General features: G+C 63.5%; 14 protein-coding genes. 6 read left to right on the top strand and 8 right to left on the bottom strand.

What is annotated here, in order from left to right:
* The first annotated feature begins 8 nt into the window (after positions 1-8).
* Both ACEVBK_RS01805 and ACEVBK_RS01810 read left to right on the top strand, forming a co-directional pair.
* Positions 9-1,433 (top strand): NAD(P)/FAD-dependent oxidoreductase, encoded by a 1,425-nt coding sequence (locus ACEVBK_RS01805; RefSeq protein WP_375056913.1) that lies wholly within the window; start codon positions 9-11, stop codon positions 1,431-1,433.
* 159 nt (positions 1,434-1,592) lie between these two features.
* Entirely contained in the window at positions 1,593-3,059 is a 1,467-nt protein-coding gene (locus ACEVBK_RS01810; protein ID WP_375056914.1) for a PLP-dependent aminotransferase family protein, read from the top strand.
* 31 nt (positions 3,060-3,090) lie between these two features.
* Here ACEVBK_RS01810 and ACEVBK_RS01815 read toward each other — a convergent pair whose 3' ends face one another.
* Complete coding sequence (locus tag ACEVBK_RS01815) at positions 3,091-3,897, bottom strand: DUF6597 domain-containing transcriptional factor (protein ID WP_375056915.1); 807 nt, start codon at positions 3,895-3,897, stop codon at positions 3,091-3,093.
* Between the two features lie 140 nt (positions 3,898-4,037).
* Here ACEVBK_RS01815 and ACEVBK_RS01820 point away from each other — a divergent pair, with 140 nt between their 5' ends.
* The 4 genes from ACEVBK_RS01820 (at position 4,038) to ACEVBK_RS01835 (ending at position 8,170) form a co-directional block, all read left to right on the top strand.
* The gene (locus ACEVBK_RS01820; protein ID WP_375056916.1) at positions 4,038-4,517 is read left to right on the top strand and encodes a carboxymuconolactone decarboxylase family protein; all 480 of its coding nucleotides are present in this window, start codon (positions 4,038-4,040) and stop codon (positions 4,515-4,517) included.
* A 353-nt stretch (positions 4,518-4,870) separates the two neighbouring features.
* The gene (xsc, locus tag ACEVBK_RS01825; RefSeq protein WP_375056917.1) at positions 4,871-6,634 is read left to right on the top strand and encodes a sulfoacetaldehyde acetyltransferase; all 1,764 of its coding nucleotides are present in this window, start codon (positions 4,871-4,873) and stop codon (positions 6,632-6,634) included.
* A 276-nt stretch (positions 6,635-6,910) separates the two neighbouring features.
* Complete coding sequence (locus ACEVBK_RS01830; protein WP_375056918.1) at positions 6,911-7,852, top strand: bifunctional enoyl-CoA hydratase/phosphate acetyltransferase; 942 nt, start codon at positions 6,911-6,913, stop codon at positions 7,850-7,852.
* Between the two features lie 24 nt (positions 7,853-7,876).
* Complete coding sequence (locus ACEVBK_RS01835; RefSeq protein ID WP_375056919.1) at positions 7,877-8,170, top strand: DUF6506 family protein; 294 nt, start codon at positions 7,877-7,879, stop codon at positions 8,168-8,170.
* 16 nt (positions 8,171-8,186) lie between these two features.
* Here ACEVBK_RS01835 and ACEVBK_RS01840 read toward each other — a convergent pair whose 3' ends face one another.
* From ACEVBK_RS01840 to ACEVBK_RS01870, 7 genes are all read right to left on the bottom strand, one after another.
* The gene (locus ACEVBK_RS01840) at positions 8,187-9,170 is read right to left on the bottom strand and encodes a ribonuclease Z (protein WP_375056921.1); all 984 of its coding nucleotides are present in this window, start codon (positions 9,168-9,170) and stop codon (positions 8,187-8,189) included.
* A gap of 366 nt (positions 9,171-9,536) precedes the next feature.
* Entirely contained in the window at positions 9,537-10,040 is a 504-nt protein-coding gene (locus ACEVBK_RS01845; RefSeq protein WP_375056922.1) for a universal stress protein, read from the bottom strand.
* Between the two features lie 123 nt (positions 10,041-10,163).
* Entirely contained in the window at positions 10,164-11,507 is a 1,344-nt protein-coding gene (locus ACEVBK_RS01850; RefSeq protein ID WP_375056923.1) for a TRAP transporter large permease, read from the bottom strand.
* Positions 11,508-11,522: 15 nt separating this feature from the next.
* Entirely contained in the window at positions 11,523-12,077 is a 555-nt protein-coding gene (locus ACEVBK_RS01855; RefSeq protein WP_375056924.1) for a TRAP transporter small permease, read from the bottom strand.
* Positions 12,078-12,143: 66 nt separating this feature from the next.
* Positions 12,144-13,160 carry a TRAP transporter substrate-binding protein gene (locus ACEVBK_RS01860; protein WP_375056925.1) on the bottom strand — a complete coding sequence of 339 codons (1,017 nt, stop codon included), beginning with the start codon at positions 13,158-13,160 and terminating at the stop codon, positions 12,144-12,146.
* A gap of 286 nt (positions 13,161-13,446) precedes the next feature.
* Positions 13,447-15,213 carry a cobalamin biosynthesis protein CobT gene (locus tag ACEVBK_RS01865; RefSeq protein ID WP_375056926.1) on the bottom strand — a complete coding sequence of 589 codons (1,767 nt, stop codon included), beginning with the start codon at positions 15,211-15,213 and terminating at the stop codon, positions 13,447-13,449.
* Positions 15,214-15,449: 236 nt separating this feature from the next.
* Complete coding sequence (locus ACEVBK_RS01870; protein ID WP_375056927.1) at positions 15,450-16,430, bottom strand: AAA family ATPase; 981 nt, start codon at positions 16,428-16,430, stop codon at positions 15,450-15,452.
* Positions 16,431-16,521 lie beyond the last annotated feature (91 nt).

Consider the following 16,521-nt stretch of genomic DNA (forward strand, 5'->3'; position numbering starts at 1 on the left):
ACACGAATATGGATATTGCCAACAAAACCCAGGCGGAGCTCCGCCAGCCGTCCCAGGCCAAAACCGTGCTGGACCGTTATGATCCCACCTATGATCCCCTGGTGGCCGCCAGCCCGGGACGGGGCCAGCAGTATGCGCCCACCTACTGGGTGGCCACCGCCGGTACGTCACCGGAAGACGACGGCCCCGTCACCGCCGATATGGATGTGGACGTGGTCATCATCGGCAGCGGTTTCACTGGCCTGTCCTGTGCCGTCTTCCTGGCGAAGGAGCACGGCATCAAGGCCACGGTGTTGGAGGCCAACCAGGTCAGCTGGGGCTGTACCAGCCGCAACGGCGGCCAGGCCCAGAATGCCTCTGGCCGGCTCAGCCGCTCCCAGTGGATCCAGCGCTGGGGCCTGGACACCGCCCGGCGCATGCACGAGGAAGTACGTGAAGGCTTCGATACCTTCAAGGGCCTGATCCGGGACGGCAATATCGACTGTAACCCCCAGGATGGCGGCCATCTGTATATCGCACACCGGGACAAGGCCATGCGCAAGCTGGAGGCCGAGGCCAAGGTGCTGCGTGAGCAGTTCAACTACCAGACCGAACTGCTGGACAAGGCCACCCTCAGCCGCAACTATGTGAACGAGGCCGAGGCGGTGGGCGCCATGCACGAGCCGGACGGCATCGGCGTGCATCCGCTCAAGCTGGCCCATGGCTATCACCGCATGGCGCGGGAGCTGGGCGCGACCATACATCCTTCCAGTCCGGTGCTGGGCTGGGAGACCAGAAACGGTATCCACTACTTGCAGACCCCGGGTGGGGTGGTGCGGGCCCGGGCCGTGGGGGTGGCCACCGGCGGCTATACTTCCCAGGGGCTGCACCACCAGTTGCGCAGCAAGATCATGCCGATACTGTCCAACTCCCTGGTGACCCGGCCGATGACAGATCAAGAGATCGCCGAGTGTAACTTCATCACCAACGAGGTGATCACCGATACCCGCACCCTGCGTTACTACTACCGCAAGCTGCCCGACAACCGGCTGCAGATCGGCAGCCGCAGTTCCATTACCGGCGGCGACGCGGCCAACCCCAAGCACCTGCAGGTGCTGATCGACGGCATGAACCGCAAGTTTCCGGCGATCAAGGGCATCAAGGTCGATTACTCCTGGTGGGGCTGGGTCGATGTCAGCCACGACATGATGCCGCGTATCGCCCAGCCGGACGAGAAAGAGCAGATCTTCTACGCCTTGGGTTACGGCGGCAACGGCGTCATGTTTTCGGCCCATGCCGGCCGGCGCATGGCCCAGCGCATCGCGGGCATCAAGCAGGGCTTCGAGCTGCCCATCTACAACTCGCCGCTGCCGGGACACCTGTTCGCGCCCTTCCGCCGGTTGGGCCAGCGCATGCTCTACCACTGGTACCACCTGCGTGACGAACACTTGTAAGGGCCGAGTCCGCCTGATTCCACGCCGGGAGCCGATGCCCCGGCGTTTCCATTTTGTTTTCAATATGTTGCGCCGTGGTTTACAACCGACAATCAAAAGGGTCAAACTGGGTTACTTCGTCCCGTAGGGGCCATGCATCGACAGGAAAGTTGAGTAATTATGTTTCAGCTGTTTCATCTTTCGACGGAAAAAAGCACCAGCCTGCAGCAGCAGCTGCGTGAGCAGATCGCCGCCGCCATCCTCAACGGCAACATCCCCCAGGACAGCCCGTTGCCCTCCAGCCGCAAGTTGGCCAAGCAGCTGTGCATCGCCCGCAATACGGTGGTGCTGGCCTATGAACATTTGCTGGACGATGGCTATCTGATCGCGAAGGAACGCAGCGGTTATTTCGTCAACCCCGAGATACTGTCGCGCCAGCCCGAGATGCCGATCAAGGACAGCCCGATAGTCGGGGGGCGCCCGCCCGACTGGGTGCACAAACTGAAGATCCATCCGAGCAGCCAGCACAACATCACCAAGCCCAAGGACTGGCAGAAATACCCTTATCCCTTTATCTACGGTCAGTTCGATCCCAGCCTGTTTCCCAGCAACAACTGGCGGGAATGCTGCCGGGACGCGGTGAGCGTACCGGCGATCCGGGACTGGGCCTCGGACCGGTTCGACAACGACGATCCGCTGTTGATCGAGCAGATCCGCACCCGGCTGCTGCCCCGGCGCGGGGTCTGGGCCTCGGCGGATCAGATCTTGGTGACGGTGGGCGCCCAGCAGGCACTCTACATGCTGGCCCGGCTGCTGCTGGACAAGGACAGCACCATCGGCATCGAGGATCCTGGCTATGTGGATATCCGCAATATCGCCACCATGAACCCGGCCCAGGTGCGCGCCCTGCCGGTGGACGAACAGGGGCTGATCGTCGACGAACGACTCGATGGTTGTGATCTCGTCTATACCACCCCCAGTCATCAGTGCCCCACCACGGTGACCATGCCGCTGGAGCGACGCTACGCCTTGCTGGACAAGGCCAGTGAACAGGATTTCCTGATCATCGAGGACGACTACGAAAGCGAGAGCAACTTCAGGACCAATCCGATACCGGCCCTCAAGAGCCTGGATACCAACGACCGGGTGCTCTACGTGGGCAGCCTGTCCAAGACCTTGGCGCCGGGCCTGCGCCTGGGTTACCTGGTGGGGCCGGCGGCGCTGATCCGTGAAGCACGGGCCCTGCGTCGGCTGATCCTGCGTCATCCGGCGGCCAACAACCAGCGTTCGGTGGCGCTGTTTCTGGAGCGGGGCTACCACGACGCCCTGATCATGAATATCGCCAAGGCCTATGAGGAGCGCTGGCAGGAAATGGGGGCCGCCCTGGATGAATTCCTGCCGTCTTCCAGCCGTCAGCCCGGCTTCGGCGGCTCTTGCTACTGGGTACGAGGTCCGGAAGGACTGGACAGCCGCATCCTGCGCAAGGAAGCGGCGGATCGGGGCATCCTGATCGAGCCCGGCGACATCCATTTCCTGGCCGAGCCGGTACCGCTCAACTACTTCCGCCTGGGCTACTCTTCCATCGCGGCCAACAAGATCCGGCCCGGCATCAAGGCGCTGGTGGAGCTGATCCAGGATATGGTCTGAAGCGCACCACTTGCTCGGAAACGGTCTGGCGTTAGCGGTAGAGTGGCTGCGACCGGGGCCGCTGACGATACTGGCCTGGTGTCATGCCGACCACTTGTCGAAAGTCGTGGATAAAGTGAGCCTGATCGTAATAACCGGCGTCGTGGGCCAGGTCGGTCAATCTTTGACCGTCCCCGGCCTTGATACGTCCCCTGACATGAGAGACCCGCAGCAAGCGCCCGTATTCCTTGGGCGACAGGCCCAGCCAGAGGCCGAATTGCCGTTCCAGCTGGCGCTGACCGAGGCCGATAAGAAGCGGTAGTCGGGTGATGGGAAGGTGGCCCTGGTGGAGCGACAGCCAGTGGAGGGCGCGGCGGAATCCTCCCGGTAAATCCGGGGAGGACAGCAGCCGGGGAGCCAGTTCCCGTTCCAGCAGGGCCAGGCATCTACCGGCGTCCGGTTGGTGATAAAGCTGCTCCGCCAGGGAGCTGCCCGGAAAGTGCCGCGCCAACTCCTCGGACGCCGCCTGTTGTCCGAGCAGGTCGCGTAAAGGGCGAGCGAAGAAGCCATAGGCCCTACCGGGCCGGAATCTGACTCCCCAGGCATCGATCCGGCCGGACAGGGTCAGTTTCAGGCTGTGCCGCATGGGGCCGCCTATCAGGCAGGAAGCCGGGGTATGCCGCCCATTGAAGAGCAGCGGATCGCCCAGGTTGAAAATGATGCCGCTGCCCCCTTCGGGATGCAGCCATTCGGTGGTGCTCTGTCCTGCGGGCAGGCCTCCCTGCAATCGCCAGTAACACTGAATGAAGGGGCGTAGCCCGGCGCTGGGCGGATAGCGCAGAAAATCGAGTCGGCTCATCGGGGTCGGGTTCGTTTGCCTGGTCCGGGAACCAGCCTAGCAGAGTCGGCCCCCAAGGCGAAATGTCGGAAATCTACAATTTCCCTCTTCCCGGGGCTCCTACACTGGCGCAGGCATCCATCACAAGCAGGAGTACCACCATGTCTGTACGAATCAACTATTACCAGGTCGCCCCCGGCGCCGTCCGGGCCATGCTGGGACTGGAGCAGTATCTGGCCGGCCAGGAGGGAGAGGAAAGCTTGCCGCCTTCGCTGCTGGAGCTGGTCAAGATCCGGGTATCGCAGCTGAATGGCTGTGCCTACTGTCTCGATATGCATACCAAGGACGCCCGCGCCGCGGGCGAGAGCGAGCAACGGCTTTATTTGCTCGGCACCTGGGAGGAGGCGCCCTGTTTCGACCCTAGGGAAAAGGCCGCGCTGGCCTGGGCCGAGGGGTTGACCCTGCTGGCTCGGGAGGGGGTAACGGAGGAGCTGTTCCGTCGCGCCCGGCAGCAGTTCAGCGAGCGTCAACTGGCCGATCTGACCCTGGCCATCGTCGCCATCAATGGCTGGAACCGCTTTGCGGTAGCTCTGGGGGCCGAGGTCGGCTCCTACCGGGTAGGGAAACACTTTACGGCCTGAGAGGCGGGTACCGGGACGGGCGGCAGGACGTCGACAGGCGTTCTGCCGTTTTTTCATGTTCGGGCTATGGTCCTTTAACACTGGCGTAACAGGGTGGGTGAAACTGGTCCTACTCTCTTGCCCCCCCGCTTCCTAATCTAACCCCAGTGAATCGCACCACCGCCATCTGTTCAGTCAGGTTGCCCGGGAGGGGAAGCCCGGATTCCGGCGGCCAGCATGGCATCGACCTTTGCGATTCGCCCTGAACCAATAACAAACAAATGAAAACCTGCTTGAACCGAACATTGGATTGAACCCTCCGGGGTGGCGGCTAACACCGCTACCGACAGGAAACAGCAAAAAGGAAGACAGCTATGCCACGTATGACTCCCAGTGAAGCTTTGGTCGAAACCCTGGCGGCCAACGGTGTTACCGACATCTTCGGCATCATGGGCTCCGCCTTCATGGATGCCATGGACATCTTCGCCCCGGCGGGCATCCGCCTGATCCCGGTGGTGCACGAGCAGGGTGCCGGCCACATGGCCGACGGCTATTCTCGGGTCAGCGGCCGGCACGGCGTCTGTATCGCCCAGAACGGCCCCGGCATCACCAACTTCGTGACCGCCATCGCCGCCGCCTACTGGGCCCACAGCCCGGTGGTGTGCATCACCCCGGAAACCGGCTCCATGACCCAGGGTCTGGGCGGCTTCCAGGAGGCGCAGCAGCTGCCCTTCTTCGAAACCATCACCAAGTACCAGGGCCATGTGGCCAACCCGGCGCGGATGGCCGAGTTCACCGCCCGCTGCTTCGACCGGGCCATGCTGGAAAACGGCCCCACCCAGCTCAATATTCCGCGGGACTTCTTCTACGGCGACATCAACGTGGAGATCCCCCAGCCGATCCGCATCGAGCGGGGCGCCGGCGGCGAGCAGAGCCTGCAGCAGGCGGCGGAACTGCTGGCCCAGGCCAGAAATCCGGTGATCATCTCCGGCGGCGGCGTGGTGATGGCCGGTGCGGTGGAGGAGTGCAAGGCGTTGGCCGAGTTTCTGGGCGCCCCCGTGGTCAACAGCTACCTGCACAACGACTCCTTCCCCGCCAGCCACCCGCTGTGGTGCGGCCCGCTCGGCTACCAGGGTTCCAAGGCCGGCATGAAACTGATCTCCCGGGCCGATGTGGTGCTGGCGCTGGGTACCCGACTGGGGCCCTTCGGTACCCTGCCGCAACACGGCCTGGACTACTGGCCGAAAGAAGCCAAGATCATCCAGGTGGACTGTGACGCCAAGATGCTGGGCCTGGTGAAGAAAATCTCCGTCGGTATCTGTGGCGATGCCCAGGCCGCCGCCGTCTCCCTCCTGGAGCGGTTGCAGGACCTCGACGTGTCCTGCCTGGAGAACAAGGGTGCCCGCGCCAGCGAAATTGCCGCCGAAAAAGCGGCCTGGGAACAGGAGCTGGACGAATGGGTGCATGAAAAGGACGAGTATTCGCTGGACATGATCGCCGAGCAGGCGGAAGAGCAGGGCAGCTACCTGCACCCGCGTCAGGTACTGCGCGAGCTGGAAAAGGCCATGCCCGAGGACGTGATGGTGTCCACCGACATCGGCAACATCAACTCGGTGGCCAACAGCTACCTGCGCTTCGAGAAACCGCGCTCCTTCTTCGCCGCCATGAGCTTCGGCAACTGCGGCTACGCCCTGCCCACCATCATCGGTGCCAAGGCGGCGGCGCCGAATCGCCCGGCCATCTCCTACGCCGGTGACGGCGCCTGGGGTATGTCGATGATGGAAATCCTGACCTGCGTGCGGGAAAACATTCCGGTAACCTCCATCGTGTTCCACAACCGCCAGTGGGGCGCCGAGAAGAAGAACCAGGTCGACTTCTACAACCGCCGCTTCGTGGCCGGCGATCTGGAGAATCCCAGCTTCGCCGACATCGCCCGCGCCATGGGTGCCGAAGGGGTGACGGTGGACAAGCTGGAAGACGTGGGCCCGGCCCTGAAGGCCGCCATCGCGCGCCAGATGGAGGAGGGCAAGACCACCGTCATCGAGATCATGTGTACCCGCGAGCTGGGCGACCCCTTCCGCCGCGACGCCCTGTCCAAGCCGGTGCGCCACCTGGACAAGTACAAGGACTATTGCTGATAAGGAGGCTGCCCGCCACGGCGGGCAGCTCGACTTGATGATAAAGCCGTCTGTTTTACTGGCATGAGCCGCCCAAAGGGCCCACTCCGCCGACACGCCGCAAGTACGTCCATGTAGGCTCGCACATGCCATCCCTGGCATGTGACGGCCGGCGGAGCGGTTCCCTTTGTCCGTCTCTTCTGACATGGGTGTCGCCAGTCTGCCGATATCGGAACACAACCCGATGCCATTGTGTCAGTGGCCTCCGGTGGTCTTCTGCCGAACAGGAAGGGAATCATGCTCAATACCGCGCCCAAGGAATGTCCGCCCCGCTTGCTGGCCCAGGCCCGCCAGCACCCCAGGGTCACCACAGTGGTGATCAATCCGGTCAACGCCGTTTCCCTGGCCAGCGCCCGGCTGGCCCGGGAGCAGGGGCTGATCGAGCCGATACTGGTGGGGGATGTCGCCGTCATGCGGCATCAGGCCCAGGCCATGGGCTGGACGCTGGACGGCCTGCGCCTGGTGCAGGCCGCCGACGAAACCGAGGCGGCACGCCTGGGTGTCGCCCTGGTCAGCCAGGGCGAAGCCGGCGCCATCATGAAGGGCCATGTGCATACCGATATCCTGTTGCGGGCGGTGCTGAACAAGTCCGCCGGGCTGCGCACCGACAGCCGCCTGAGCCATCTGTTCCACATGACGGTGCCGGGCAGCTGCAAGGCCCTGTGCATCACCGACGCGGTGATCAACGTCCAGCCGACGGTGCTCGACAAGCTGCATATCGCCCGCAACGCCATCGGCCTGATGCATGCTCTGGGCAACCCCGAGCCCAAGGTGGCGGTGCTGTCGGGCACCGAGGAAGTGAGCAAGAGCATGCCCTCCAGCCTGGACGCCGCCGAACTGGTCAAGCTGGCGGCCATGGGCGCCCTGCCCGGCGCCGTGGTGGAAGGCCCCCTGGCCTTCGACAACGCGGTATCGCCGGAGGCGGCGGCCATCAAGGGCATCATCGGCCGGGTGCCGGGGCAGGCGGATATCCTGTTGGTGCCCAACCTGGAGTCGGGCAACTTCCTGTTCAAGCAGATGGTGTACTTTATGGGCGCCACCGCCGCCGGCCTGGTGCTGGGGGCCAGGGTGCCGATCATCCTTACCTCGCGCGCCGATCCGCCCGAGGCCCGGCTGGCGTCCTGCGCCCTGGCCGCCCTCCATTGTGCCCACCGGGCCGTCCGGGCCGCGGTGGCCTGAGCCTTAACCCGAAAGGAGCTGCCCATGTCACTCAGTCGTTATGGTTTTATCGTCAAGGGGCCGGACCTGGAGCTGTTCAAGCACCACGGCCGTATCAAGAGCGACGGCTTCGATATCGCCGTGGCCGGGGTGCGTACCCTGGAGGAAGCGGTCATGGCCGCCCAGGAGATGCTGACCCGGCGCATCGAGCTTATCGAGCTGTGCGGCGGCTTCAGCGCCGAGGAGGAGGCCCGGATCCGCGCGGCGATCCAGGATCATGTTCCCCTGGGCCGGGTAAGCTACCGGCCCGAAGATCAGGGGCGGGTCGGCTGGCCCTGATCTCCTCGTCCCGGGTTTATACCTGACGGCCGGCCCGGCGGGGGCCGGCCGCTTCCAGCACTCCCTTCCGGCTCAGCCGGTAATGGTCCAGATCCCGCGCCAACACCAGCCTGCCCCGGTAATGGGCGCGGGCTTCCGCCGCTATTTCGTCGATATGGGGCGAGCCGGCCCCATCCTGGTAGCGGGGACTGAAGTGGGTGAGGACGAGATTGGGCAGGCCGGCCTGTTCGGCGAAGCGGGCCACCCGCTCGGCGTCGCTGTGTTGGGGCGCCGGCCCCAGGCGCTCGGTCACCGCCCGGGTGTAGGTGGCCTCGTGCACCAGCAGGCAGGCGCCCCGGGCGGCCTCGGCCAGCAGGGCGGGGCTGTCGTTGTCGCCGGCGATGATCACCTTGCGCGGCGGTAGCGAAGGCAGCCGGTAGTCCCGCCCCCTGAGGCGCCGCCCCTCGAACTCCAGCTCTTCCCCCCGGTGCAGCCGGCCCCACAGCGGGCCGGCGGGAATGCCCTCGGCCTCCAGCCGGGCCACATCCAGCCGGGCTTCCCCCCGGGTTTCGGTGAACACATAGGCATAACTCGGCACCCGGTGGGACAGGGCCACAGCTTCCACCGTGAAATCCTGTACCGCCAGGGGGGCCTGCAGCGATTCGACCGGCACAAAGTCGATGGCGAAGTCGAGCCGGAGATCGCTCAGCCGGGTCACGCACTCGATAAAAGCCGCGATGGGTGCGGGGGCGATGATGCGCAGCGGCGCCGTGCGCCCGGCCAGGGCGGCGCTGGCCAGCAGCCCGGGCAGGCCGTAGCAGTGGTCGCCGTGCACATGGGTGATCAGCAGGGTGTCGAGCTGCATCGGCGACAGCCGGGTATGCAGCAGCCGGTGCTGGGTGCCTTCGCCGCAGTCGATCAGGCACCAGGCGCGGGAGCCGGCCCTGCGCAGGGCCAGGCCGGAGACGTTGCGGCTCTTGGTGGGGGTACCGGAGGAGGTGCCGAGGAAGATCAGTTCCATGCTCTGCGCCGATGAAAAAGGATACCCTTGATGGTAACCGCAAGCGCCGGCGCGGGGAATCCAGAGTCATTTTTTAGACGCTGTTTGCGATCTTTACAAAGCTGTCTGTCACTCATCCAGCGAAGAGTCAACAGGGCCATCTCCACCGACACGCCGCAAGTACCTCCATGTCGGCTCGCACATGCCGGATGTCGCGGAAACCGCCGTATCATCGCTTCGCGATGCTGGCGGCGGTGCTAGGCGCTTCGCGCCCCCTGGCAGGTGACGGTCGGTGGAGGCAATCCCTGTTGCCTCTTCTAAGCCCCGCTGTGGCCTGATGGCCGAGTACAAAAGGCTTTAAGCAAGCTCCCGGCAGAATGGCATCATTCAGCCGGCGCTCTTTTTCTCCGGCCGGGGCACGATCAGGGTGGGGATGCGCGACTCGCGCAGCACGTTCTTGGCCACGCTGCCGAGCAGGGTGTGCAGCCAGCCCTTTTCGTGGGCACCCATCACGATGAGATCGCAGTCCAGCTCCCGGGAGCGCCGGAGTATGGTCTGCACCGGGTAGCCTTCCACCACCTCGCAGCCGACGATCTTGGGGCGCAGCGCCTTTTCGGCAGGGGCGATGACGTCCCAGAAGTAGTCCTGCCGTTGCTGCAGCTGGGCCCTGGCATGGTTGAGCCGCTGGTGCAGGAATTCCTCCCGGCTGCTTTGGTTGATGATATAGGACTGCAGGGTCAGCTTCTCGTCACCGGACAGCTGCTCGACCACGTTGAGCACATGGATGTCGGCGCCGGTCTGCTTGGCCAGGTAAACGGCGTACTGGAAGGCGTAGGACGCATTCTTGGAGAGATCGGTACAGTAGAGGATCTTGTTCACTTGGGGCAGCATCTGGGCACTCCTTTTCAGTGGGCAAGCCGGGCCTCTGGCCCGGATCTATCGGTCTGTCGGTAACAGTATGGTGCCGCCGCCGGGGCTTGTCCTTGACCTGGGACAGCCCGGCGGCGGCTGACGCTAGTAGCCCAGTAAACCGGGCAGGAACAGGGTGATCTGCGGCACATAGGCGATGATAAAGACGGCGATCACCGAGGTCAGGGCGAAGGGCAGGGCCCGCAGCGAGATTTCCTCGATGGAGGTGCCCGACACCCCGGAGGCGATAAAGAGGTTCTCGCCGAGCGGCGGGGTCTGGAAGCCGATGGACAGGCAGCACACCACCACGATGCCGAAGTGGATGGGATCTATCCCCAGGTTGTAGGCCACCGGCAGCAGCACCGGTGTCAGTATCATGATGGCGGCCAGGGTTTCCATGAACATGCCGACGAACAGCAGGAAGAAGATGATCAGCGCCCAGATGATGTAGATATTGGTGGTCATCTCCAGCATGGAGGCGGCGACGATGGCCGGGATCTGGTTTTCCACCAGCAGGCGGCCGAACACGGTGGCGGTAAAGAGGATCAGCAACACCCGCCCGGTCAGCCAGGTGGTGGTCTCCAGCGAGTGCAGCACGTCCTTGAACCTGAGCTCCTTGTGCACGAAAAAGCCGATCACCAGGGTGTAGAAGATGGCGACGATGGCGGACTCGGTGGGCGTGAACAGGCCGCTGTAGATGCCGCCCAGGATGACGATGGGCGCCAGTACCGACCAGATGCCCCGGCGCAGGGCGGTCAGGGTAGTGGCGCCCGACCAGCCCTCGGTGGTGCCCTTGTAGCCGTGCTTGCGGCACAGGAAATAGTTCATGATCAGCAGGCCGCAGGACAGCACCACGCCGGGCAGGAAGCCGGCGATGAACAGCTTGGGAATGGATACCGACTGGAACTGGCCGTGTTGGGCAATGGCCTCGGGAGGGGCCATCAGCCCCATGGCGGAAATACCGAAGATCACCATGGGGATGGAGGGCGGTATCACCACCCCCAGGCCGCCGGAGGAAGCGGTAATGGCGGAGGCATAGCCCTTGCTGTAGCCCCGTTGCACCATGGCCGGGATCATCAGCATGCCCACGGCGGCGGTGGTGGCCGGGCCCGAGCCGGAAATGGCACCGAAGAACATGCAGGCCATGACGGTGGCGGCCGACATGCCGCCGGTAAAGGGGCCGGCGAAGCTTTCGGCCAGGTCGACCAGCCGTTTGGAAATACCGGCGGCTTCCATCAGGGCCCCGGCCAGGATAAAGGCGGGCAGGGCCATCAGCGGAAAGGAGCCGACCGAGGTAAAGGCGATCTGCACGAACTTGATCGGGTTTTCGCCCAGGTAGAGAAAGGAGGCCAGCGCCGAGACCCCCAGCGAGACACTGATGGGAGCCCCGATAAGCAGCAACAGCAGGAAGCTCCCGAACAGTATCATGACGACGGATGATTCAACCATGGGTGTGCTCCTGCCTTAACTCGATTTGTGTTGTTGATCAGCGGATTCGATCAATTTCTCGACTTCCAGGGATTCGGGATCCCGGATGTCGATCCCCTTGATCAACTTGTAATAATTAACCTGTAAAATGCGCAGCGTCATCAGCGCGAAGGCGATGGGCAAGATCATGTAGACGTATTTCATCGGAAAGCCCAGGGTCTGGGATTTCCAGAACAGGTTCATCTTGTTGAATACGAAGTCATAACTCAGCCAGACGAAATAGCCGTTGAAACAGACCCAGATCAGGTCCGCGATGGCTTCCGAGATCACCGCCACCCTGGGCGGAAAGAATTTGAACTGAAAGGTCACCCTGTTATGGGCCGCCAGTTTGGTGGCGTAGCTGGCGCCGAAATAGACGAACCAGACGAACATGTAGGTGGACAGTTCCTCACTCCAGGACAGGGAGTGGTTGAACAGTTGCCGCGATACAATCTGCACAAAGAGGATCACCACAAAGGTGGCGAGCAGGGTGCTGCAAATCACACGTTCTATATTATCGAGAATCTTGAATATCAGTCTGCCGATGGTCATGGCGTTTCCTCCCTGAGAAAAATGCACCCGGCTTGCGCCCAGGTGCATTTTGGCTGAGCTGACGGCTTAGATGGCGTCGCGGCCCAGGGATTGCAGGATCTTGTTCAGATTGTCCCTGCCACCCAGCTTGTCGTAGTACTTGGGCCAGACCTTGCTGATGGCGTTGTCCATCCACTCCTGCTCGTTGTTGGCGGGCTCGGAGATGACCATGCCGCGGCTGGTCAGTTCGGCCTTGATCTTGTCTTCCTGCTCCACCAGCCAGCGGGCACTGTGCTCGGTGGCGGCCTTGCCCGCCTCCAGGATGGCCTGCTGCACATCGGCGGGCTGGGACTGGAACACCGCCTCGGACATGATCAGCGGCTCGATGGAGAACAGGTAGCGGATGTTGGTAATGTACTTCTGCACTTCGTCGAACTTCATGGCATAGACGGTGATATAGGGGTTGTCCTGACCGTCGACCACGCCCAGCTGCAGGCCGGTAAAGGTCTCGGACCAGGCCATGGGGGTGGGGTTGATGCCCCAGGCGCGATAGGTATCGATCATGATTTCGTTGTTGGGCACCCGTACTTTCAGCGCCTTCAGATCGGCCAGGCTCTGCACCGGCTGCTTGGAGTTGGTCAGTACCCGGAAACCGGAGTAGGCCCAGCCGACGATACGCACCCCGGCGTCACGGATGGTGTTGTCCACCAGTTGCTGGCCCACCTCGCCTTGGGTCAGGGCCACGGCGTCATCCAGACTCTGTACCATATAGGGCAGGGTCAGCACGCCCACCGAGGGGGAGAAGGGGGTGACGTTGTTGATGGCCAGGATGGAGAAGTCGAGCAGTCCCATGGCGGCATCGTTGACCGTGGCCTGCTCGTCGCCGAGCTGGCCGTTGAGGAACAGCTGGGTATCGTGCTGGCCGCCGGTTTTTTCCTTAAACACTTCGGAGAACTTCAGCCCGAGCTCATGCTGGGTGCCGCCGGCCCCGTCGCCTACCGCCACCCTGAAGGTTTTGGCCTGGGCCAGGCTGCTGGTGGTGGCCGCGGCCCCCAGGCAGAGGGCGAACGACAGGGATTTCACAAAACGTTGCTTGAATATCATAGCTACTTGCTCCAGTTGCAATGGCCCGGCCGAGGGCGGGGCGGTGACCTTCCGTGATGTCGGGCAACGCTATGGTTGCCCACTACTGGCTCAATGTCTGCTATCTCGACCCTTGCGGGTGCTACCAAGATGGCATCTTGTTGATTCGGGCCCGATGGTGCAGGCTTGTCAATCATCTTTAAATGTGGCCGGTAAAATGGTTAGGACCACTTCCCCTTTGGTGCTGGGGCCAGGTAAAAAGTAACTTAAAATCAATATATTAAAAAATTTGATTGTAAATTTATTGTTAACTTTTGCCGGCGTTCTGACGCAGGGTCCTGGCCATCAGCGACAGCACCTCATCGAACACCCTGTTATCGAGCGACTGGCCGAGATCCAGCAGTTGGCTGTGGCGGTAATAGCTGCTCAGATCCAGCCCCACCCCCAGGGCGCAGAGCGCCAGCCGGCCCTCCCGTTCCAGCCGGCTGGCTACCTGGCGCAGGTGCAGGTCGAGAAGGTCCTGCTCGTTGGCCTGGCGGGTCGCGGTGTCCATGGGACAGCCGTCGGAAATCACCAGCAACAGGTGATCCCGCGCCGGCAGCGCCAGCAGCCGCTGTTCGGCCCACAGCAGGGCTTCGCCATCCAGTCCCTCGCGGAACAGATCGCCCTTGAGCAGGGCGGCGATGTCCTTCCTGGCCCGGCGCCAGCGGGTGTCGGCCGACTTGTAGACGATATGGCAGCGCTCGTTGAGCCGGCCCGGGTTGGCCGGGCGGCCGTTGCGTTGCCATTGGCGCAGCGGCTGGCCGCCGTTCCAGTGGCCGGTGGTGAACCCCAGTATCTCCACCCTGGCCCCGACCCGCTCCAGGGCCTGGGTCAGGCTGTCCACCAGCATGCCGATGCTTTCCATGTGCGGGCGCATGGAGCCGGAATTGTCGATCAGAAAGGTCACTACCGCCTCCGCCTGCGGTTGCTGCCGCTCCTGTTTGAACACCCGCCGATCGGCCACCGAGGTGACCAGGGTCGGTAACCGGCGGCCATCGAGCCGGCCTTCTTCCTCGCCGAAACGCCAGCCCAGGTCGAGGGGACGGGCCAGCAGCCGGCGCACTTTCTTGGTGAGCAGGTTGAGGTTGAGGCCCTGCGCGCGGAGGCGCTCGTCCAGGCTGTCGCGCAGGCGTAGCAGCAGCTCGGGCCGCACCCGGCAGTGGGCCGGCCATTCCTTGTCGAAACGGTCACTATAGATACGGTAGGCGAGGCGCTCGGCCGCCTGCCGCAGGCGACATTCCTGCTCCGCGGCTCCGGTTGCCGGCCCTTCGTCTCCCTCCCCATCCAGATCCAGCAGCAGGCCGAAGGCCTTCTTGGTGTCTTCGTTCAGCGCCTCGGCCTTGCCGTCCGCCGCCAGTCGCTGGCTGAGCCCGTCCACCAGCTCGTGCAGGCAAAGGGCAATGCTCAGCGCCTGTTCGGCGAAGGCACCCTGATCATGGCGATGGCGGCGCAGCAGGCCGAAGGCCGGACCGATTTCTCGCAGCAGGAACATACGAGTGGATTCAATCAGCATCTCGGTCGGTTCTTCCAGCGGACCGCCGCCGAGCTGCACCCAGCTCATCAGGGCCAGGGTGAACAGCAACAGGCCCACATGGCTTTCGGTCTGGCCCGAGGCCAGGAACTGGTTGCTCCAGGCGTGGAAGCGATGATGCAGGTTGTGCCGGCTGCCTGGATGATGGGGTTCGACCAGGGATTCCACCCTGAGCTGCTCCAGCAATTCGAACACCAGCCGGGCGATGGGAGGTGCCGGCAGCCAGTGTTGGTGCAGGCCGGGATCGTTGTGGCGCAGGCGCAGGGCGATGGCGTCGGCGACGCCGCGGAAGGAACCCAGCTCGTCCAGGCCCGGCTCCGGATGCAAATGGGGCGCGCGCAAGGGATAGGGGCGGCCCTGCCATTCCAGCTGGTGGCCCCGGTAGCGCACCGCCGGCTGGGCCGACTGGGCGCGGATCAGGGCGGCGCAGAGTTCTTCCAGCCGCTGCTGGCGACGGGCGGCGGCCGCCGGATCCTGGGGTGAATTGGAGGTGGTGGTCATGGTTTCCATCCCGTTGATGATGCGGCTGGGCTCGGGGCGTGTTTGTTGTTGCCCTGAAGAACAGGCAAAAGGGCTACCTCCACCGACACGCTGCAAGCACATCCCTGTGACGGTCGGTGGAGGCAATCCCTATTGCCTCTTCCAAGCCCCGCCGTGGTCTGATGATCACGCCAACCGGCGACGCTGAACGTTGAGCAGTACGCTTTGGCCGAGTGTTACAGATCGCAAACAGGCGCTTACATCATCGCCAGCCGTAGTGTCCGGGATTCGGCCAGCTCCTGATCGAAGCAGCGCTGGTAGTATTCCGCCACCAGCCCCCGCTCCGCCTCGTCGCACTTGTTGAGGAAGGAGAGCCGGAAGGCCAGCGCCGGATCGCCGAAGATCTCGGTGTTTTCCGCCCAGGCGATCAGGGTGCGCGGCGACATCAGGGTGGACAAATCCCCGGCGGCGAAACCGGAGCGGGTTAGTTCGGCCACCGCCACCATGGTACTGATCAACTGGTGGCCACGGTCATCCGCATAACGGGGTACCTTGCCCTGCACGATACGGATTTCGTCTTCCCGGGGCAGGTAGTCCAGGCTGGCGACGATGTTCCAGCGGTCCATCTGGGCCTGGTTTACATGCTGGGTGCCGTGATAGAGCCCGTTGACGTTGCCCAGACCCAGGGTGTTGGCGGTAGCGAACAGCCGGAAGAAGGGATGGGGGCTGATCACCTGGTTCTGGTCGAGCAGGGTGAACTTGCCGTCCTGCTCCAGGATCCGCTGGATCACGAACATCACATCCGGGCGGCCGGCGTCGAATTCGTCGAAAATCAGGGCCACCGGCCGACGCAGGGCCCAGGGGACTATACCTTCCTGGAAACGGGTGATCTGCTTGCCGTCCTCGAGCACTATGGTGTCCTTGCCCACCAGATCCAGCCGGCTGATGTGGCCGTCCAGGTTGATGCGCACGCAGGGCCAGTTGAGCCGGGCGGCCACCTGCTCGATATGGGTGGACTTGCCGGTGCCGTGCAGCCCCTGGATCAGCACCCGCCGATTGCGGGTGAAGCCGGCGAGAATGGCCAGGGTCACGTCCGGGTTAAAGCAATAGGCGGGATCCGGCTCGGGCACGTGTTCGTCCCTGTGGGCGAACACCGGTACCTCGAGGTCGGCATCGATATTGAACAGCTCGCGCACCGACACCAGCCGGCTGGGGTGCTCGTGAATCAAATCTGTCATGGGCTCGGGCCTCGCTGGCTAGGGAACAACAAAGTGTTAACAGTGTAACCGGTGGCCCATACCCGGACAGGGGCCAGTTGGAGGGGGGGGA

It is taken from the genome of Zobellella sp. DQSA1 (assembly GCF_041950555.1).
Lineage (GTDB): Bacteria > Pseudomonadota > Gammaproteobacteria > Enterobacterales > Aeromonadaceae > Oceanimonas.